This is a genomic window from Vibrio sp. B183 (assembly GCF_000740665.1).
Lineage (GTDB): Bacteria > Pseudomonadota > Gammaproteobacteria > Enterobacterales > Vibrionaceae > Vibrio > Vibrio coralliilyticus.
On record NZ_JPQB01000013.1, the window covers coordinates 191,405 to 211,905 of the forward strand.

At 42.1% G+C, this 20,501-nt stretch carries 16 protein-coding genes; 3 read left to right on the forward strand and 13 right to left on the reverse strand.

What is annotated here, in order from left to right; translation table 11 throughout:
• Positions 1–87: 87 nt before the first annotated feature.
• Genes IX95_RS14600 through IX95_RS14620 form a run of 5 tightly spaced genes read right to left on the reverse strand, consistent with a single transcriptional unit; the run spans position 88 to position 8,537 of the window.
• Complete coding sequence (locus IX95_RS14600; RefSeq protein ID WP_038161220.1) at positions 88–591, reverse strand: hypothetical protein; 504 nt, start codon at positions 589–591, stop codon at positions 88–90.
• The gene (locus tag IX95_RS25700) at positions 591–1,754 is read right to left on the reverse strand and encodes a hypothetical protein (protein WP_152562032.1); all 1,164 of its coding nucleotides are present in this window, start codon (positions 1,752–1,754) and stop codon (positions 591–593) included. The genes IX95_RS14600 and IX95_RS25700 overlap by 1 nt, the downstream gene beginning before the upstream one ends.
• Positions 1,751–2,554, reverse strand: coding sequence for a hypothetical protein (locus tag IX95_RS14610; protein ID WP_038161223.1), 804 nt, complete (start codon positions 2,552–2,554; stop codon positions 1,751–1,753). The genes IX95_RS25700 and IX95_RS14610 overlap by 4 nt, the downstream gene beginning before the upstream one ends.
• Positions 2,554–6,543 carry an AAA domain-containing protein gene (locus tag IX95_RS14615; protein WP_038161226.1) on the reverse strand — a complete coding sequence of 1,330 codons (3,990 nt, stop codon included), beginning with the start codon at positions 6,541–6,543 and terminating at the stop codon, positions 2,554–2,556. The genes IX95_RS14610 and IX95_RS14615 overlap by 1 nt, the downstream gene beginning before the upstream one ends.
• 2 nt (positions 6,544–6,545) lie before the next feature.
• Positions 6,546–8,537, reverse strand: coding sequence for a hypothetical protein (locus IX95_RS14620; RefSeq protein ID WP_152562033.1), 1,992 nt, complete (start codon positions 8,535–8,537; stop codon positions 6,546–6,548).
• A gap of 608 nt (positions 8,538–9,145) precedes the next feature.
• Here IX95_RS14620 and IX95_RS14625 point away from each other — a divergent pair.
• Together IX95_RS14625 and IX95_RS14630 are read left to right on the forward strand one after the other, a co-directional pair.
• Positions 9,146–9,481, forward strand: a complete 336-nt coding sequence (locus tag IX95_RS14625) for a hypothetical protein (RefSeq protein ID WP_235202635.1) — start codon at positions 9,146–9,148, stop codon at positions 9,479–9,481.
• A gap of 487 nt (positions 9,482–9,968) precedes the next feature.
• Complete coding sequence (locus tag IX95_RS14630; RefSeq protein WP_038161231.1) at positions 9,969–11,327, forward strand: hypothetical protein; 1,359 nt, start codon at positions 9,969–9,971, stop codon at positions 11,325–11,327.
• Positions 11,328–11,567: 240 nt separating this feature from the next.
• Here IX95_RS14630 and IX95_RS14640 read toward each other — a convergent pair whose 3' ends face one another.
• Together IX95_RS14640 and IX95_RS14645 are read right to left on the reverse strand one after the other, a co-directional pair.
• On the reverse strand, positions 11,568–12,974 hold the full coding sequence (locus IX95_RS14640) for a HipA domain-containing protein (protein WP_038161237.1): 1,407 nt from the start codon (positions 12,972–12,974) through the stop codon (positions 11,568–11,570).
• Positions 12,967–13,302 carry a helix-turn-helix domain-containing protein gene (locus IX95_RS14645; protein WP_038161240.1) on the reverse strand — a complete coding sequence of 112 codons (336 nt, stop codon included), beginning with the start codon at positions 13,300–13,302 and terminating at the stop codon, positions 12,967–12,969. Before IX95_RS14645 ends, IX95_RS14640 begins: the two co-directional genes overlap by 8 nt.
• 232 nt (positions 13,303–13,534) lie before the next feature.
• Between IX95_RS14645 and IX95_RS14650 the strand changes: the two genes are divergently transcribed.
• Positions 13,535–13,909, forward strand: a complete 375-nt coding sequence (locus IX95_RS14650) for an MbcA/ParS/Xre antitoxin family protein (protein WP_038161244.1) — start codon at positions 13,535–13,537, stop codon at positions 13,907–13,909.
• A 220-nt stretch (positions 13,910–14,129) separates the two neighbouring features.
• Here the strand turns inward: IX95_RS14650 and parS are convergent, their stop codons facing one another.
• From parS to IX95_RS25705, 6 genes are all read right to left on the reverse strand, one after another.
• Complete coding sequence (parS, locus tag IX95_RS14655) at positions 14,130–14,555, reverse strand: type II RES/Xre toxin-antitoxin system antitoxin (RefSeq protein ID WP_038161246.1); 426 nt, start codon at positions 14,553–14,555, stop codon at positions 14,130–14,132.
• 695 nt (positions 14,556–15,250) lie between these two features.
• A complete protein-coding gene (locus tag IX95_RS14660; RefSeq protein ID WP_038161249.1) occupies positions 15,251–15,535 on the reverse strand; it encodes a hypothetical protein in 285 nt (94 codons plus the stop codon).
• 65 nt (positions 15,536–15,600) lie between these two features.
• Positions 15,601–16,437: a hypothetical protein gene (locus IX95_RS14665; protein ID WP_038161251.1), complete on the reverse strand. Its 837-nt coding sequence runs from the start codon at positions 16,435–16,437 to the stop codon at positions 15,601–15,603.
• A gap of 728 nt (positions 16,438–17,165) precedes the next feature.
• Positions 17,166–17,717 carry a GNAT family N-acetyltransferase gene (locus IX95_RS14670; protein ID WP_235202636.1) on the reverse strand — a complete coding sequence of 184 codons (552 nt, stop codon included), beginning with the start codon at positions 17,715–17,717 and terminating at the stop codon, positions 17,166–17,168.
• Positions 17,718–17,769: 52 nt separating this feature from the next.
• On the reverse strand, positions 17,770–18,414 hold the full coding sequence (locus tag IX95_RS14675; protein ID WP_038161257.1) for a hypothetical protein: 645 nt from the start codon (positions 18,412–18,414) through the stop codon (positions 17,770–17,772).
• Between the two features lie 339 nt (positions 18,415–18,753).
• Complete coding sequence (locus IX95_RS25705; RefSeq protein WP_051912569.1) at positions 18,754–20,379, reverse strand: methyl-accepting chemotaxis protein; 1,626 nt, start codon at positions 20,377–20,379, stop codon at positions 18,754–18,756.
• Positions 20,380–20,501: the final 122 nt, after the last annotated feature.

Genomic DNA, 20,501 nt, shown 5'->3' on the forward strand with positions numbered 1-20,501 from the left:
GGTCAATATAAAAGTAGCTGGGATAGATAGGCAATATGGCTTTTCTCTACTGCTACCCAACGATCAGATGCTTAATGTTATGACGACTTATGTAAAGTCAATACCTTCGATGAAATCCAGCAATCCACCTTGATAGAGAAAATTCTCCATCCACGTTATTTTCATTAGGCCGTAACTATCGTGATGAGCGCGTGAAAAGTTGTAAACACTATACCCTGAGCGACCTGAACCGCCTGCTGCCACATCCCGGGATATAGCTAGCATTTCACCATCAATGCATTCCTCAGATGTCATCATCTTCGAGTGTGGGCTAGTGCCTGGGGGTTGGCGAAACAAAGCTAGTGTGTTTGGAAGCCAAGTTAACAAGTCACTGGGAAAGTCACTCTGATACAGCGCTAGCATCTCTGTACCATTGGGGAGGGTTCGCTGATCAATCTCAACAATCGATAAAAAACCATTATTTTTGTAAAAAACAAATCGCTGATTAAAGTTAGAGGTATCAACAATTTGTCCAAGTTCTGAAACACCAGAAGGAAGTGCTGCTGGGTCCAAAATTTTAGGTAGTGATGGAGACAAAGGGTATGACTTCATTACAACTTCTCTTTGATGATTTTCAGTGCACCACATGCCTTGTATTCATCCAAGTTGACTGTTCGTCTCTCGAAGTTGAGCAACTCTACTGCGCCAGATTTGTTATCAGTGCCTTCAATTAAGTTTTTCGTCAACCCATCACCTGTAAAGTGCTCGTTGTTACCTATGGCTGCATGCATTCTCATTCTATTTAACATTAAGGACGTCGTTTCTTGGTCAGTATTTTTAATCGCCAAGAAATGTCTAAATGATTCCTCATCTGAAGACCACCTTAATATACCTTGTTGTATAGCCTCTCCCACCGATGAAGCATAACGAGCTTGAAATTCATCATTCATAGTATTCGTCACAAAGTCTTTGTTAAACAATTGAGGAAATTCTCGAACAGCAAAGTTGCCTACATTTGAGAAAGTGGCTGATACACTTTCAATATTAGTGATTGTTGCGGCTTTGTTTACATCAACTGCGATTAACGCATACTCTGCGTTTTGATTTAACTCAAGTCCAAGCTTACCTGCGATGAGCTTGGGGTCAGTGTCAGAGTCTTCTATTTGATCGAATGTCGTGGTCCAGTACTGTGCTCCTTCTCCTGTCTGTCCTGACATTTCACGCCCTAGCATTCCCGCCCCCCCAGTATCATCGTTTCGAAGAAACCTACTCTCCATAAACCTCAGTTGATAACGTTCGTTCGAAACAGAGCCGGACTCTGCCATGCTCTTAAGTTCCAAGTCATTGTATTTAGGCGCATAACCTTCTTCATTGATCGCCTTTTTCATGGCATATAGACGGTAACCGACACCGCGCAATGAAAATGGTTCAAGACCTTGCTTTTGCGTGAGGGTATAAAACTCAGCTTCCCGTCTATCTACTTTGTCACCTAGGACACAGATATCATCCTGAGCAGACTCAAATGATTCAGTGTCCACATAGCTACTCTCATCGTTGACTCTGTACATAGTTTGTCGAAGTAGAGGCAATAACCGCGCTTTCAAACGAGGAGGTAAACTATTCCAGCCAATTCTTTCTACCAACGCTAATAATGAGCTGATGCTTTCAGCGGAAACAGTGCCTAACATAGTATTTATCCAGCGCTCCAACTGATAGATATCTCTCTCTGCTCTTTGCTCCCCATCAGTGCGAGGATAGGTGATGATACTTGTCACCACTGCGCCTCCATACTGTATTTTATAATGCCTTCTTTTTGTTGTACGACCTTGTCATCTTCGTCATGGTTGTAGAGTTCATCTATATCATGCCACATACCTTGAGTATACATATGAGGCTGTTCGATAACGGTAATAGTTGACAGCAGTTTAGCTAGGGCGTTTTCAATATCTACTTTCCCGCTTTCAATTTGTTGCTGGAGACAGGTCATTAAAACGGATAAATCACCTGAGGCAATTTTTGGATGTGAAGATTTAATTGCCGTAAGTGTGTCTAGACCGCAAGAGGTCAATTTCACTTCATCTGAATGGCTGTCTAGCTCGATCATTCTAAGCTTAACTAGGTCTGATAACACGGAAGGCAAAGATGAAGGACGTCCAATAGTGAAAAGGTCCAGATTCTCTAAAAGGGATGAAAATGACATCCCGGAGAACTCTTGTGGAGAGAAGCTCAGCGAGAACTGTCGCGATGCCAACGCAGAGCAAAGTGCAGAAATTTCATCTTGTGTATTGAATTCACGTTCTTCACTTTCAAATAACTGCAACCATCCAGGGTCTTGCAGTGCATACATATTAAAGGACAGCTTGATTTCGGCTTTGACATTGACCAGCTCGATGGTGATGTTTTGTATCGTAGCCTCTCCGATGCCGTTTGCTTTACCGAGTGAATCAATCAACGACACAAGGTTGATGGCATCATTTTGTTGCCCAAAACGGGTTGTCGCAAGCAATGTAGCAAATTTAGGAATATCGTCACTGGAAATTGTTAAACGAATATCGTCGTGTGCACTATTTTTCACTAGAAATCTCCCATGTAGAGGGCTTGAAGAATACGCATTGTTGTCGCAGGCTCCAGCTTATGATTTTTATGCGCATAACGTATGACTTCCATGGTTGATACGCCGGGAGCTGGTAAGATTATGTCTGAACTTTCGGATGGATGTACAAATCGCCATTTCCCCGGGTCTCCCGCGATGGACATCGTTCCAGTTTTCTCTCTTGCTGACGCAAGCTTGCCTAGTAATGTCGTGATACTATCTTTGCAGGTGCCAGTAAGCTTTCCATTTATTTCGCGCCCTGCGGCTGTTAATACAACTTTTGGCTCGCCTTTGTCGATGATTTGATGCTTTTGCATCGCATCGCGAAGCAATATATCTAAAATGCCCAGCCGAACACGTCCCATTGCTTCCGGCCGTATTTTGCATTCTTGAGGACTAATGAGTTCATGTTCTAAAAGCCTTTGCTTGAGTTGTTTGTCTTCGTTACTGCCTTCTATGTCACGACAAAGTGCGGTGATAATTGTATCGGCTAACTCTCGGAACAACTCCGCCCTGACTACGTTATGATTTATCTTTTCGCGTGTGGTGCGGTATTCACAGATCGCGGCTTGCCGCTCTCTTTCTCCTAATAATGCTACTTTCTTATCCAATTGAGCGACACTTTGCAGGTCAAACGCTTCCGATATTGTTTCCTTGGTCATTGCGCCCAATCGCACTCTAGTCATCTTGTTCTGAACATCCGGCATATCGCGAAACTGCATGTACAAATGCCACGCGATAGTTTCTCCAACGTAGTCAGCATCTGTGGCGAGAATAATTTCATCCACCATAGGTGCTTGCTCTGTGATACTAGAAAGGAGCAAACCAGCATGTTCACGAAGCTTAAAACGAGGTTTAAACCCTGATTTAAATAAATATTCCAGTGACCTTGATGATTCTTCATATTCAGTGATGGAGCCTTGGGTGTCCAAGACCAGGTATTCTTGTCCTAGATACTCTGATAGCACCTTCTTTTTGCCTGCTGCTTCGATTATAACGAGTCGCTTTGGAAATAGACGTGTACATCTACGTAAACCTCCAGGCTCATGTTCTGCATGTCCAAGGTAGTATCCTAGACTACGTGCTGAACTGCGTTTTTCTTGAATAGGAAGTTGCTTGGATGACCCGACCCCGTATGTTTTCTCACAGATAAAAGCCACAAAACAGTCTTGAGCTCTGGAAACTGCCACGTTGAGTAAAAAAGGCTGTTCGTCAAAATAAGGAGTACCATTTTCGCTCGCACCATGAACGCCACTGAATATGACTATGGGTTTTTCTGCACCTTGGAGGGAGTCGACGGTCCCAATAACCATGTCTTCTACCTCACATTTATCGAGCCCCTCCATTTCAACAGATGGGGCTGTCACATGTTCAATGAGTGTTTTCTTTAACTGCTCGGCTTGCGCCTTAAAAGGGGTGACAATAGCAATCAGTTCTGAAGCAGTTCGCACAGGTTTATTCTTTTTCTGGTCTTTCTCTCGATAGAAATGAAATATTTCTTCCCATTTTTTCAATATAAACTCAGCGATCAGCTTTGCCTCCCCAACACTGTATCTTGATGTACCTTTTCGAGCATTTTTGAAGTCTGAATTGACCCATGAAAAAGAGTGTAAGGGCCCCCGCTCTTTACTGTTATGAGGTAAGAACATGAGCTTGTTGTCATAAACCACCTCATTGCAAAACTGGATGATGTTGGTTTGGCAACGGTAATGTCCCCTTAGCATGAGACCATGTCCTTGATGCGAGAAACGAGACGCTCGGCGCATAATACTTAGCATACTTCCGCGTCCCGTTGTCATATTGTATGCGTAAGCATGCATGAACTCTTTGTTAGAGTAACCATGCGTGGAATAAGCATATGCTTCATCACCCAATGAAACATCTGTTATTACTGGCTGGAGCTGATCGACATCTCCGACGACAAGTGCATTTTTTGCCAGTGAGAGTAAAGGCATTGCGAGGCGCTGTTGTGCTTGTCCACTTTCATCCATGATTAGTAAGTCGGCCTGGCCGAGGAGGAAATGCTGCTTTGAAGCAGCGCTTGCTTTTTGTAGTGCAAATAACCTCGGGGCTGTGTTGAGTGTTGCGACGAGGCAAGGCGTCAACATCGATAATCGTCGTAACCCTTGTTCCACATTGGCTTCTGTACGAGATATCAGGAGTGATGAAGAGCTCTCAGAAAGATATACACCTTCCCAATATCTAGCCGCTAGGTGAAAGGCTTCAGGACGTAAGGTGACATCGAGTAATCGATCAAAGAGTAAAGTGAAAGCGTCATCACATAGGAGGTTAAAGTCCCTATCTGGCAGAGAGGATAGGATAATCGCGTTATCTGAGATTCGTTCACGAAGTACCTCAGATAATACGTCTACCTGTGCTTTTCTATCGTTTCCACATATTGTTAGCAGTTTACCCGCCGTTTGATGAGCTTGCTCCCTGCTGCTGTGGGCCTCTTGAGCCTGAATATCGGGTACAAGATTGTATACTTTACACACTTTGTATAACCAGTTGATATCTCTCTTATGACGAGGGAGTGCCTTAAGTAAAGACACAATTGCTTCACAAACTACAGATAGCTTTTTATGGCATGCATCAACGATCTTTTCGTGCATATCATCAAAGTCTTCTTGAAAAAAAGCACATGCATGCTCTTGGTATGTTGACTTCAAGCTTGCTAACTGTTCGTATTCAGAGAGCGGAGCATCTTTACCTTGCCAACAAAAAACGGATGGCTCGTCGTTTTTGCTTATTGCCCCAAGAACGTAATCATTATCACGCCCACTTTCATTTATTTTTTCCCTTTCAGAAGATGAAGGAAAGTAAGTGCCATAACTTTCAGCGTGCGGTATCCAACGTTTAAAGTGCAAAAGGCATGAGTCGGGATTTTCATCCCCTTGATAAAGGACTTTAGGAAACGCGCCAATTACATTTGTCACTGATTGGTTAGTGGCGCCTACGGCTATTGTTATCGGGCAGGGCTTGCGTTGCCAAGCCGCAAGAACCCATTGGTTGGCAACCACCGCCTTCAACATTGCTGTTTTCCCTGACCCGGGAGGGCCATTTACCGCGAGAGCATCACCAGCAAGGCACTGAGACAACTTATGGACAACGAGGCGTTGAGAGTTGTCCAAAGCGAACATTTCTCTATCTGTTCTTGATGCAAGGCTCTCTGAAAGCTGTTCATCCATGTGTCCCAATAGATAGTCAGGGTGGGTCAATATATCTTCTGCTAGCGTATCGTCTTGGGTGGGGGATGTTGGTTTCCCTTGCTCATGAGCGGATATCGCGGCAAGAAGCGGACTCTGTTGATTAGACGCATCTAACGATTCATATAACTCCAAGACGGCTTTTATTGAGCTCGTATCTCCAGCAGAAAATGATGCTATAGCTACGTCAAGGCGACATTCCGTATCAATACGCTTGGCAAGATAAGGCGCTAAATCGTCAATAGAGACTCCAGTTGTCGCTTGGCAGATCCGCTCACCATGATCATGCCATTTTGACCAGCTATCTGTCTCTGGTGGTGGATTTTTTAATCGAAACTGGGTGTATTGTTCGGCATCACCAAGCACTCGATCAGGTGTTGGTTTCTCTTTATGGCGAAGATAAGAGGAGTTAAACAAAATCGGTAGTGTCAGTGCTGGTTTTAGAGAACAAAAACTGGCGTCTGTATCTAGACGATCTATGGTTGTTGGAATTGCTAGAAAAGGAATCGCCTCATTCAGATCTTCCATGAACAGCTGATAGACAATATAGATAGGTGGTTTAGACGAATATTGGTTCTTTGCTGTTGTTTTTTTTATAAACTCTTCCAGCAGTCTCGGCTCATCTGGTAGGTTGAATACACCGTGAACTTCAATCTCTTTTGCAAGAACATCTTTATGTCTTGTGCCTTTCAATATCTGTAAATCTTCAAACTTGGGAAGCGTACATAGGTTTTTAAGCAGATTAAGGTATCTGTGTTTTTTCATGATTACTGGCCTATGTCTACTCTTGAAAATTGGGCAATATAGTTTTTACCTCGGAACTGTTTTGTTACAACAGTAAATCTCACTTCCTTTTGATTAAGGATTGACTTAAAAGGTATTTTTTCTTTTTCTCTCAGCGTGTAGCTGATCTCACTATTAACAGCAGGACCACTACTTTCTGACTTGGTTACTTTGAACATGAGCGTGTTTTCTTTCTCTTTGTGTTGCCCAATGTACTTAAGTTCAGAATACTGAGTTTGATTGCTCGAAATTCTATTTTCATCTAAGTCAGAGCATGCCAAAACATACTTCCTCGCTTTTCGGTCTAGGCTGATTTGAAACGATGTAGAAAGCTCTTCGTCTTCTTTCAGGTGGAAAATTCCTTTCTTGGAAAGAAGCGACGCGGAGAGAGGCAACAAAAAATAGACGGCAGAGTCAACCGATACAGCTGCTAGAGCACCGCCATGGTAGTAAAAGGAAGAAAGATCACAGAGCTCTACCGATGGACTGGGCTGCATTGCAGACCAGTTCCTTATTACATGAGTACTTTTTGAAGTGATTGTTTCAGCGAGTTTTAATCCACTCACTAAGTTTTCCATGTTATGGATCTCAGCGATTTTCCACTCAAGACCTTTTCCTGAAGGTGGTTTATGGCTGATGAGTGTAAGCTCTATTTGTTTTCGTTTTTGAATGCGTGCAATACCAAATCGATGAAGTTCACTCATATGAATACGGAAGGCAAAGGTGTTTGCCTGTACTTTCTGTGTGAAGAGGGCGTAATCGGGTAAGTCCTTTGAAAAGCCAATTGAATAAAAAGTCCCTTTTATTTCTGTGCCTTCATTACGCGAGAGCCCGATTAGTAGGCTTAACTTATCCGGTGAGAATTTGATGGGTACTTCATGCTGAGATGCTGCTGAAGTGAGTTCGATATCTGCAGGGATCTTCAGCTTTGAAAGCATGGTTAATTTGACACCACCTAAACCGAGCACTTCTATTTGGTACATCGATTGGGCTTGCTCTAATGCTCCCTCACTTGATACAGCGGATATTTTTCCTGTTAGTGACAGCTCAGGAGGTACGTCAAAGTTCATAAGATTCAACTGAAGATTGTCGCCATCTTCGAGGATATCCACGTTTAAGAAAATGGGATGTGTGCTAGATCGCTGGAAAGACTCAATTTGTGGAGCGAACTGCGGATAAAAAGCGCTGAATTGGATGCCCGCTAGTTCCTGACAGTCAGAAACTAGCTTTAAAAACTGTCTGCCTGAGTTTGTACTGTAGCTCATAAACTCGAAACGGTGTATTCCAGGCTTTAACAGTGGCTCAATGTGTGAGACCTGATACTGTTTGTATTTTTCTGACCATGATACGGTTGCTGATAGTGTTGTGCTCTCAGGATTGAGGAAGGAATCAATACAATTGGACCAGCACACTTGTTTAGCCAAGGAGCAAGGAACACTAATGCTCTTCCCACCCAGATAGCTCTCCATCCATGCTTCATAGCCAAACTTTGTTGCTGTGAATTTACCAAGAGTTCCAGATAGTGACTTTGGAACTTCTGACCCCAGTAATTTCAGACGAAATCGATCTTTTCCTTTAACCAGTTGTACTTGAATTGGGATATCGGTTTCAAGCAGCCAAAGATATTTGCAAAAAGGGTCTGAGGGTTGAATTAAAATTTGCCATTGCTTGTGAGGCGATTTAAGAGTTATAAGTATCTTTTCGGCCTTTTCTTCCATTGACTCGATGCAAAGCGTTTGATCCAATGGCAATGACGCTGGAAGTAGGTCAACCGCTTTATAACCGTCTTGGCTTTTGACTCGAATGGCCATTACAGGCTCTTTTTTACCTTGAAACACTAGCTTTGATTTATTCAAAGTTTCGTTTGTCAGTTTTTCTTCAGCCTTTCTTGTTTGCCCATTTTTTGTGGTAAATCTCCAACAGAGAAAAGTTCCACTACTCCTAGGGTCCAAATAGGCATCATTCCCAATTAACATAATTCAATTTTTAGTCCCAAACTATTGATAGCTAAGAAGATATATAAACAAGGCCTTTTGAAAGTCACTTCCAAATTGAGCCAAAAAAATAATCGATTCATTTGAACTACTAATATGTATCTAGAGGTATCAACACAAACTCCGACATACGATGATGTATGTTGATAGACTCCAAGTGAAAATCAGTGCTATGAACTTTCTATGGTGCAATATGATATGAGAATTTGAACGAATTGATCACTCTAATACAATGTAAAATAACTCATTTTTTGGCTGTAATCACTAGGGTCTGTTGACCTTTTGAGCTGAGAGTTGCAGTAGATGGTGGTTTCGTGACGCAAGGTTGAGACTTGGGATTATAGTTGCCCACGCGGAAAATGCAGACAAAAGGAACCACAAACTTAGCCCGAAGGGGCACCTAAAAGCATTTTATTCTTTGCAAAAGGTACTCACAGTTTTGTTCCAGATTGATCTGCACTAGTGTTGCTAGGTACACGACGAAGCGACATATTTGCCCCGAAATTTGTTTCAGCGCATTCGCTCTAACGGCAGTCTAGCTGATTTTGCTATACTGCAACTAATCTAAATCTCCTGCCAGGTTGTATGCGATGAGCAAGAAAAAGTTGACCGAAACAAAGCCAGATTGGATATCTTTCGCCGACGACGTCGAACGGGTTACTGATGATTTCATGGCTGACCGAAATGAGGCTTTTGATGAGGCTGGTTCAAATTTGGTGAATCGACATACCTTCATTTCAGAACTCATGTCAGCTCTAGATAGTCTTCCTGACGGGGATATTGAGCTTTGCGATTTAGCAAATGAAATTGGTCGAGTCATTGCTAATTTGAACTCACCAAATAAGGCACTCTTACGTGAAGTAATTTATGGTGTTGAACATGGTTTTGACATGATTAGCAAAGAAAGGGGAACTTCGAATGAGTAAGCTTGATGAATGGGTCGACAACAATATGACATTAACCAGTATCATCATAATGGTTGTGGGCTTAACACTTGGATACATCCTTTTCTAGTATCAATTACTAAGGTTTCGAGGAAAACCTCAGTTGTTGCATTTTTTGCAATAACTCCAATCTTCTAATTGTGCACAGCCTGTTGCACAAATCAGTCAGAATCAAAGATGCCCCTTTCCTTTCTAGTACGCTAAACCTCACTAATCACAGTGAGGTGATTCGTCCGACTTTTTCTTATCTGTGTAATGTCTTGGGGGTAGCTATAGCCAATGGAATAACGCAATATATTCCATTGGGCTAATGTTTGGGAAGAATTGATGCTAGTTAAAACCCTCAGTGCTTCGCACTTTGTCGCAGACACTAACCTCGTCGAGTTAGAGCATGGACTTTTAAACTCAATTACGTAGCACTCGAAACTAGATAGAATACAGAAGACTTATTAACACGGATTTAGAAACGATGGGAAGCTACGTATACGACTACTTAAATGATTCATTGCTACTCGATAGTACACTCGTAACTAGGTTTTACAGTGGTTTGTCAGACGCTGTACTAGAACAGGAACTTATCAAGTATCGTGAGTACTGCTTAAAGGTGCTGCCTGCAATACGTGATGCAGTGAAATCTAACGGTGTGGTTAGTTGCTTGGCAACTGATACCCTGTCTCATACTTCTCATCTAAAACAGGCTGCACTGTATCTCGAAGAAGCTGTAGTTGCAGATCCAGTATTTGAACTAACGGACTTTAGAACCCAAGCTACAGAAGCCCTGACATCATTTATGGGCATGGCGTCAACCCCAAAAGTAGACCGCCAAAAACTGGCTAAAGCAGCGGTTCGACTGATTGAATTGCGTCCGTTAGTATCAGGTGGTTACGTCAAACTGTACCCGGTTACTTTTGAACTTGAAAAGGGTGCTGAAGTACCACTGCTCTACTCAGATGTTGGATTTGAAGATTGCTTACCTCCAAACATCTTAGAACAGTACAAAGCTAGTGCAGATGTTCGAAGTGTTCAAAACGATAATGGACGAATGCTCGTAATGCGAGATCTGTATCCATGTAGAAACATCAGCATTCATTTTCAAGGTATGGAAAGTGGCTTCGCTATGGGTTATGTATTAAACCCAACAAAATTTGAACCGACTGATAAAGAAAACGTATTCACCATCATTCAAAAGAAGTCCTCTGTGCCACCCAGTAAACCTGATTTTGATGCTTGGGTAAATCAATCTGTAAATCAAACCGCACGAAATCACTTCATTGAACTAAGTAAACGCATAGCGTTATCTGAATACCTTGGCTGCATGTTTGGTACGGAACATCCATTCGAAAGCAATCTGCTTAACATGAATGTCGGTAGTGCGGATATTCAAGCCAATACATTAAATTGTGCGCTACAGATGGACGTGCCATTCTTGGAGCAAGTGTCCTCTGCTGATTTGATGTCTATCCGAAACAACGATGGTGAAGCATTCCAGTCATTCCGTGCTGAATTAGAAAAAGGGCTGCGTGAAGCAAGGCATGAAGCTAACCTTAGTCGTGTGAAAGCAATTATCGAAGATACTCAGCATGAACTATTCGAAGTACAGATGCGCCAGATCGCACCTCAAATTAAGCACATCCAAAACACCCATCTTGCTGAAGCAGTAATTGCCGTAGCGGGTTTAGGTCTTAGTGTCGTGACTGGCGGGGCAAGTTTGATTGCTACTGGCATAGCAGGGCTTAGTGGAATAAAATCACATAGCGACTACAAATCAAAACTCACTGCTAATCCAAGTCATTTCTTGTGGAATGTAAAACAAAAAGAAAAAAAGTAATTGGATTGGTTCGTTATTCGATAGAAAGCCCGCTGTATGTAGACTATTTGTTATGGGATTGCTTACTTGGCCTTGTAGGGGCGACTTCGCTCTCTCTATTGCTATCGAACCTAACAGTGGCTCTTTTCCTTTTTCCATAGCTGTCGTAATTCATTAATAACTGATTTAGCAAATGTGCTAACAAGCTTTTGTCCAAATATGGCTTATAAAATGCGCCCCCCCCCCCCACAGCAATTGCCATTAAAGAAGTTCGCTCATTTCTGGCACACTGTCAGCTTGAGCTAGCAAGTTGTCACATTCTGTATGAATGAGTGATACACATAGTTCTATATGTTCACGCTCTCCATCATCGATTCCTTGAGCTTCGGTAAGTCCAATCGTTTCCTTCAAGGCATTCTTTATAGCACCAACGGTTGCTACAATTATAGAAGCCATTTTGGTTCCTGAATAGCCGAGCAAAGCGGCAAACTCAGCTAGATCATAGCTGGTAATAGGGCATTGGAAGTTACCTTTTGGAGGATTTTGAAAGTCTTCGCTTTCCCAATCTCCAATCGACATTGCAAAATATTGAGGGATACTGGCGGCACGACCCTCATCAGGAGACAATTTACCGCTTCGTGAGTTGCGTTTTGCTCCCTCTTGAGCGATGGCTTCTATGTTTACTAAATCATAAAAAGGGGTCAGTTCCAGGCCTTTAGGGGTGACGAAGAAGCTAATATTTTTACCGTGGGCATCGTAGTTTAGCGTTACTAGATTAAAGAGCATCCATTGGGTGAGCTTTAGGCTAGTGATGACCGTGTCTATGGTTTTGACGCACAGTAGGCGTGGGAAAGAAACGCCATCACGCATATATACGCCATCGCCTTCATCCCCATTCTGACGCTCGTATTTGTAACCTGGAGGTAAGTCAGTTGCCTGACAGCCATCAATCACATGTTTTCGTTGAACGACATCACGAGTCGCGATATAGGCACGATAGAACCGCTCTATGACCAGTGCTCTAGTCTTCCCAATACGGGTTAACTCAACATTAGCGACGTCCAAACCTGCTAGCTTAGCTAATGTCATGCAAAAGAACTCATTAACAGCAATACACGGTGCTTTACCGCTTTCAAACTTCAGAATGTAGTTCGAACTTAATTTTCCTTCACCAACCCCCCATTCCTCACGGCGCTTAAGTAAGTTTAACTTGTTTTGCACACCGGCAACCGAAAGGCGAACCTTGCCGTCCCAATAAACTAATGGGGCTAAATTTCGCTCTAGTCGTTCTATTAGTTCATTATCAGGGACAGCTCTAAAGCTGGTTTTCTCAGGTTCTGAGTTTGGGACTCGAAAAGATAATGCGCCAGATGTTTCCGCACCAAGCTTACGAATCAGCCCAAACGTATTGCTTTTGGAGATAGTGGTGTTTTTTATCATCTCCTCAAAGGCTTCTCCTTCAGGAAGTAGATTTCTGAGATAGTTCTCGATACTTCGTGGCGAAGCCTGATCATCAAAAGTGATGTGTGGAGAAATCGGAAAACCAGTGTGTTTCCATTCATCTTCATAGATGAACGTGAACTCTGTTTCTGTTCCGACAGGAAGAATCAAACGACCAATTTTGGTATTCGTGCCGATAAACATGTCTAACTGTTGCAATTTACTCATACCAACCATCCTCATTGCTTATGACGCTGTTTTCATCTTGGGAGGTTATTTGGTTATGTGGACGAACAAATAGGTTTATGTCGATAAGGCGTAACGACAGCCCTAAGATATCCATGAGCACGAGTACATTGGCAAAGGTGACACTGGTATCGCCTTTTTCAATCTTCATGATTGTCCTACGAGATAAATTGGCTGTTGAAGCGAGATCATCAATACGCCAGCCTCTATCGGTGCGTTTAGAGCGAATGGCGCTCCCCAGCGTTTCCATACTGAACTCGGTATTCAAATCAGGCATAGGTTGTGCCTTTACCATCTTACCTTTTTTCATAAGTGCCTTTTAATGTACTTTTGTCACTATTGGGGTCGTCTTAACATATAAGTTCACTATAAGTCACTTTTGTGATGCTTGTATAAGAAATTATTTAAAAGTGCAATTTAAGTAACTTATGTTTAGTTTGCTAGTTGCATGTTCGTTCCAATCAGTGGCAATCTGTTTTTGCTAAACTAGAGTAAGCGTGTCATAAAATCACCATGTGAATAGAATAAGGTTCTAAGCAGCAATGAAAGTTAAAATTGAGAAGACCTGTGATGGTGAAGCTTTCTTCAACATTCCAGAAATACTGCAAGAAGAATTACAATGGGAAGAAGGCGATCAAATCGAATGGCTCGACAATAACGATGGCTCATGGACTTTACGCAAAGTTGAACTTGAGGATGATACCCAGTCGAAGTCTATAGAGTACATTCTTTCACAACATCCTACTTTAAAAGAGCAAATGGAGGATGTGTTTGAGGACTATGGTTTGAGAGCAGAATGGTTAACTTCCGCAATTCCAGCGCTATCTGGTCTAACTCCGCTAGAAGTTGTGCTTAAAGGTGATTTAAAACGCGTTTTAGATGCACTAAATCGTATCAAGTATGGTGATTTTTCTTGAGATGCTTTTATCTCATAAAATCAGGTTGATATGTTGAGTCATTGGCTATCTCTTTCCGGATGAAGCCTACTTTGCGAGGCAGAGATAGGCTACATTGACTGGAACTAACACGCTTGTACCCAATCATAGTGCGTCTAAGGACCGATGTCGCAGAACCAAACAGACCAACTTTCCCTGCTATGTCAGAAAAGTGGCTTTGTGACCATCGGTAGACTTCCATTTAAGCCGTATATCCGTACTTCAACTTATTGATCTCTTCTGTCACCAGAATGATACCGGTTTTTGTGTCACAGAGTGAAAGTAGTGTTTCGTTTTCAAACACCAAACTGGGTTTATTTAACCAGCGTAATGTCGCATCATGATCACCAAAATACTCATCTGCTTCTTTGACCATATCTGCAAGCATAAGAGCATGTTCACTGGCAGTTGGGCTTAGCGTTGCGTTCGGCTCTTTCATTTTTCGCTGGAGAGTACGCAGATTAACGCCAATAATTTTCGCGTAATCTGTCTTAGTCAGATCAAGAGTTAACATTCCTCTATCCAGCATTTCAACAGGAAGCCCTTGACGAATAATTTTTAGACTATCGATTACGCTCTGAGCTTTGCGCTTGTCACCTCCAAGCATTTCATAAGCAGCACTGAACATTAAGGTACCTCCGAATCTAACTACACTTACACAATAAGCGTAATTAGATTATTTTAACATGGAAATGTGTCGAGGCTTGCTAGTTGCCTACATACTCTTTCCAATTAGTGGCAAGCTGGTTTTGCTCCACTAGAACTAATCCAAGTATCGTATTGCTGTATATGTTATAAACGAAAATGGTTCATGGATAACAGTTACAACTGATGAATTGATAGGGTTGTTAGCTAGCACGAGCTAGCGCGTCGGCACAACAGATGAGAGAACTAGGATGTTGTTTCTAAGTATAATATTCGCATTGAGTTTAGCTATTGGTGCTTTTACTCTCTATTCGGAAAACGTTCACATTTGGCTCTCGAAACATATGGATGAATATGAAAAAGAGCTAGAGAAAAACAATCCAGAAGAGCTAAAAAAGCTGAAGAAAAAATACCAGCGTTAACAACCAATCACCTGATTCAACCGTAAATTTTATTAAATTTTCGGTTAATCTTATCGCCATTCATGCTAGTTTTCTGGGAAATTCAGATTCAACCGTAAATGAGGTTAAATTTACGGTTATTACTCCTACCTACTAACTCATTTTTTGGGGAATACAAAACTCGGTCAAGGTTTAGTGTTTAGGAACAATAAAGTTTGTACAATAAACAAAAATGGAATAATAAAGTTTGTACACTCTACCGTTCACGATGCCAAGCTCATTCTCTATCATCCCCTAGCCTAACTTGATGTTCTGATATTTTCAGCTTTTCAGAGGGATTAACCATCACATTCAATGCACCCCATACAGAACTACCAAGAACCCCAATCGGTCGCTGCTGCATCACCATTCTTGATAGCGTATAACTATTCTCACAAAGGTATTGAAGTGAAATTTTTTGAGGATCAACCAAACGAAGTTCTTTAATACCTTTCAGGTGACAAGATTTATGTTTACATGTTTCACAACTTTCCCCTTTCTTTTTAGCAAAAACTTCTTTCAACCGCCCCTGCTTCCTTGGCCCAAGATCTAACCAAACTAAAGTTACATTCTCAGCAAAAAATTCGTTTAGCTTTTCAGTTTCAAACGAAGAACATAGCAAATACACACCAGCAAATCTCTCCGATAATCAAACTCGTACATCTCCCGAAACTTATTAAGGTATTGGCTGGAAACTTTCTCAGCAAAACTTTTAAGCTGTCGGTCTTTAAAACCATGACAGTTTTTCCAAATCCACTCTGCAAAATCTTTCATAAGGCAACCTGGAGCAAATTTTATTGGAAAAAAATACTGGCCTCTTGTGTCCCAAGTATCATGAATTCTAGAGCTTGTAGACGTTGACTGGACTCCTTTAGCCTTTATAGGGTACTTGAACCCCTTCCCTTTAAGAAGTTTCTTTACTATCTTTAATGACTTACTGAAGCCCAGTTCAGGGAGCCTTTCTAAAGGTTGATTATGTATTAAGCATTGTTCAGAAGCGCTCCAGAAATGACGAAAGTAACCATAACCAACCTTCTTAATTCCTTCTTCGATACAGAACTGGCAATATCTTATATCAAGATTTGAGATAGCCCTCATTCTTGCTTTGCGACCACTAAAGAACGTTCGCTTTATTTGTGACGTATAATTGACAGGGTTATCAAAGAGTAAATTACCCTGACCGTTTACAGATAATTCCACGTCAATAATTTCTAGCAATACATGATCAGGGTACCTGTAAAAAATATGCTCATACTCCTTATGAATAAAGGGACTATTTATCCAACATCCTGAATTACCGATAATTCCTATTGGTTTAGCACTTGGATCATAAGCCCACAATGATCTCAACAACGTACTATGAAGAGATCCATCATGGGGAGCCTGATCTCTCAACAACTGAATAAACTCTGGGCTGCTACTCACTTAAATACCACTCTGCCATTCCATCCAAACGATCTCTACTTCTTTCCAGTGCGACATCACACTGGTTAACAAACGCAGAACCTATCAGTAGTTCTACAATATGACAAAGTCCATGGAGTATCACGTAGTCAAATACACCCTTCCGGTGATTTAGCCAAGCGTGGAGAGCATCAAATTACCCTTAGTTAAACAACTTCCCCGCGGCTGGCTAATAAGCAGAACACAATAACCCAGCTCCCTTTGAACTAACTTGTTTAGGGTAACAGCGCCAACAACCAATCATGGAAAATATGCTCTGAGTGTACGATATACCAACCCCGAGACAGGAGCCTTACTTAATTCTTGTTAAAACAACTCGTTGTGACCAATAACTTCCGTTGCCCATCTTAACGCTAGCAATGGCATCACGATCTTCAACCACGTTCAGCACATAACGTCTATCAATGACAAAGAATATTTGAGTTGTCACCGATTTAGCGAAACACATATTTCGTATCTAAGCTGTTGATGAAAGCAAAAACAGTTTGGCAGGGTAAGTACACCAAAATAACTGGATTAAAGCGATTGTTAGACATGCTCCTCAAACGGCAACTATTGGTATGGAGACGTGAGGTTCGGCCCTTTACTGGGCAGAGTAGTGGCTATACTAGGCTATGAAGTAAAGCAAGTTTCTGCTCAGTCTGTTAAATCGTATGACAAAACATAAAATTTCTTCAGCTGCTACACTATTAATTTTCAATCGAGTGGGAACGATGCCATTCAGAACGAAGTACACCATACTTTACTGAGTCATAATAAATGCCTTGAAAATATCTTACGCTTCTTAAGCATGCTTCTTGTTTAAAACCTAACTTTGAAGCACAAGACATCATGCGTGGGTTGCCTGACCAAGTCGTAAGGCCCACTCGCTCAATTTTGTAATTCGCAAACAAAAAAGTAACCCACTGTGCAAGCGCCCGCGAAGCTATGCCTCTCCCCCAGTAGCGTGAATCGTAAATAGACACACCAGCTTCTAGCCACCGAGTTTCTTCGCACTCCCAATAGCACCCCACCGTCCCTACTGGTTTCCCTTTGTAAGTAATAACCTGCATATCCTTGCCCTCAATTAAGCGTACAAAGGCGCTATCTTTGTACGCTTCTAGCGTGGGCGGAGAATATGGAAAATAAGGCCCATCATATAGGGTCCACTCTGTATGCTTAGTCTGCAACTCGTAAAGACATACTAAATCATCAAGAACAGCTGGCCTGATGAGCACTCTAGCAGGGAATTGATTCATCATTGTATCCACAGTTTTTACTGTCCGTCAGTATTCTCAATTTGAATAATTTAAACTAAAAAGCAAACAAGCTATAGGAATAGGACAATGTCCCAATCCCGTGCTGAAAATCGACATCACTTGAATGCACGGTGGGTGTTAACGCACTGATAGAAAACATATGACGCCCGTACTTCGCATCAAAACGGAAACCTGTAAACCATGCGAACCCTTCTTCATCAATGTTTTTAATCTGCCCCAATTCAGGGCTACTTGGGTTTGTAACCTGATAATCTCCCTTAAGTTTGATATAACCCAACCCTAAAGATATTCCAGACTTAAACTCCCAGCCACCAAGGTTAGGGAACCGGTAGAAGAGCATTGGACTAGAAGAAACCGTCCAACCTCGTACTGACGTACCTAGATCAAGCTCCGTTCCCCAATTGGCAATTTCCTGTTCGCTAATCTTAAAATAATTCAGTGAGTTTTCTATGGTATACCCCCAAGTGTTACTGCCGAAAAGATATACAGGCTCGGATGTGAGAGACACTTTAGGGAAAAACTGTACGCCCTCAGCCATCTCTGCCGCCTTAGCACCTGAGGCATCCTTAATTTCTACTGAGTTTTCAAAGATGTTAACCCCAAGATCAAGAGTAGCACTGTGAACCAATATAGGTGAGAACCAAGTAAGGCACCAGAATAAACGTATTACTTTTTTCATTAAAAAACCTCCGGTATCGTATTTTTAATAACGATGATACCAATGTCTGAATGTGGGTTTATCGACACGTTAGTCTCCATAGAAGGTGATCTATTAGAATTACCTTTATGCAGGATGCGCAAGTTACAATACCGTCATGACTTATGGCGTTAAGCCGTATCCTACATCCGCTATTGGATCGGGTGAGTATAAGTAGGAAGCCTAGGCATTAAATACTTGATACGCCTTTGCGCGACCAACATTAAGGCCGCTCTTAACTCGAACAGCGAACAACCTCTAGCGCATTCTGTTTGCATTGACTCCACCAAAGGCTGAGCTTACCATTATTTTGAGGAAAAACTAGTACTTGAAGTTTGCAACAAGCCCTTGCAAATGACTTCCCATCTGGGAGAGTTCTTCACTGGCTGCAGAGGTTTGGTTTGCACCATCTGCTGTGATCCCTGACATATCACTGATAGAGATAATATGATTGTTAATTTCCTTCGATACGGATGCTTGATGTTCGGCGGATCGCGCGATCTGCTCACTCATCTGATTGATTTTTTCTACCGCACTCGCGATAGTCTTAAGGGCTTGCCCAGACTGAGCCGCGTATTCAACCGCTGATTGAGTTTGAGAGAGACTTTCACTCATGACTGTGACCGCCTCTCTTGCACCAGATTGCAGTTTCTCGATCATCGTATTAATTTCTTCCGTGGACTTCTGTGTTCGGCTGGCAAGGGTTCGAACCTCATCTGCTACCACCGCAAAGCCACGCCCTTGTTCACCAGCGCGAGCTGCCTCAATGGCAGCATTGAGCGCAAGCAAGTTAGTTTGCTCAGCGATGCCCTTTATAACATCCAAAACGGTATTGATTTCATTACTACGCTGTTCGACTTCATTAATGGTTTGAGCGGAAGCTTCTACCTGATTTGCCAGTTTGTTGATCTCTTCCATAGTCTGTAGAACAACTCTACCCCCCTCACTGGTTTGTGTGCTCGCTTCGTGGGAGGCGTTTGAAGTATCGGCAATATTGCTTGAGACATCTTGAACTGTCGCCATCATTTCTTTCATAGCGGCTGAAACTTGTTCCGTTAAGTGACTCTGTTCTTCAATGGTTAACCCCGTTTGGTGGGTGATAGATGAAAGCTCTTCTCCTGCGGAAGCCACTCGGTTTATCGTGTCAACCACACTACCAATCAGTGCTCTTTGCGAAGCAATACTGGTATTAAGACTAGAAGCCATCTGCCCAATTTCGTCATCCGATTGATAGTTGACCTGATGAGTTAAATCCCCCTTGTCGAGCTGCTCCAGAACGTCTCGCATAGCATAAACAGGACGTGTAACACTACGAACAAGGTACCAACCAGCTAAGCTCGCCAATAGCATACTTGATATGATAATAGTAAGTGTTGAGCGAAACATGCTGTCGTAGGCTAATTGAGCATTATTATGGCGCTTAGCCGCTCTTTCTACTTGATAATCTGCCAACTGATTGACCGCTTCTCGTGCTTCTCGAAATGCCGTTTGGGCTTCACCATAAAACACCGCTTCAGAAGCTTGTAAGTTTCCTTGACGGCTCAGCGGAAGGATTTTTTGATCCAACAAATTGAAGTAAAGGGTTACGTTTGTTTTATAAGTATTTAAAAACTCGGATTCAGCGCTGCTTAACCGTGACTCACTGTAATTAGACTCATTTTTGTCCAGTCGCGCTTTTTGTTCCTTGATTTTTTCTTCATGAAACTCCTGTCGTTCGGTTTCTCTTAAGTGGCGACCAGCTCGATCTCGAATTCTGTACAGTGAAGACTTCATGTCTTCTACGGTTTCCAAGGGGACGAGCTCCTGTGTATAAAGGTTATTTACGCGTTGGTTGATAGCATTAGCTTCAAACAATCCTAGGAGTCCTAGTGAAAGCAACATAACAACCATAATCGCCAATACACTGTAGAGCTTGGTGGCAATTGCCCAGTTTTTGAATGATTTCATTAGCCTATCTCTTATCCTATTAACACTTTCAGTTCAACCTGAGCAAAAAAAGACTCGCAGTAAGTACGGCACCACTTCAAAGCCTACAACTTAGTCCAATCATTTTTACAGCGTATATTGAA

What these genes read in the sequence shown, in the direction of transcription:
- IX95_RS14650 (WP_038161244.1), top strand. Translation starts at nt 13,535, where the DNA reads ATGAAAGTTAAAATTGAGAAGACCTGTGATGGTGAAGCTTTCTTCAAC.
- IX95_RS14670 (WP_235202636.1), bottom strand. Translation starts at nt 17,717, where the DNA reads ATGATGAATCAATTCCCTGCTAGAGTGCTCATCAGGCCAGCTGTTCTT.
- IX95_RS14640 (WP_038161237.1), bottom strand. Translation starts at nt 12,974, where the DNA reads ATGAGTAAATTGCAACAGTTAGACATGTTTATCGGCACGAATACCAAA.
- IX95_RS14625 (WP_235202635.1), top strand. Translation starts at nt 9,146, where the DNA reads ATGAGCAAGAAAAAGTTGACCGAAACAAAGCCAGATTGGATATCTTTC.
- parS (WP_038161246.1), bottom strand. Translation starts at nt 14,555, where the DNA reads ATGTTCAGTGCTGCTTATGAAATGCTTGGAGGTGACAAGCGCAAAGCT.
- IX95_RS14600 (WP_038161220.1), bottom strand. Translation starts at nt 591, where the DNA reads ATGAAGTCATACCCTTTGTCTCCATCACTACCTAAAATTTTGGACCCA.
- IX95_RS14630 (WP_038161231.1), top strand. Translation starts at nt 9,969, where the DNA reads ATGGGAAGCTACGTATACGACTACTTAAATGATTCATTGCTACTCGAT.
- IX95_RS14645 (WP_038161240.1), bottom strand. Translation starts at nt 13,302, where the DNA reads ATGAAAAAAGGTAAGATGGTAAAGGCACAACCTATGCCTGATTTGAAT.
- IX95_RS14620 (WP_152562033.1), bottom strand. Translation starts at nt 8,537, where the DNA reads ATGTTAATTGGGAATGATGCCTATTTGGACCCTAGGAGTAGTGGAACT.
- IX95_RS14675 (WP_038161257.1), bottom strand. Translation starts at nt 18,414, where the DNA reads ATGAAAAAAGTAATACGTTTATTCTGGTGCCTTACTTGGTTCTCACCT.
- IX95_RS25705 (WP_051912569.1), bottom strand. Translation starts at nt 20,379, where the DNA reads ATGAAATCATTCAAAAACTGGGCAATTGCCACCAAGCTCTACAGTGTA.
- IX95_RS14615 (WP_038161226.1), bottom strand. Translation starts at nt 6,543, where the DNA reads ATGAAAAAACACAGATACCTTAATCTGCTTAAAAACCTATGTACGCTT.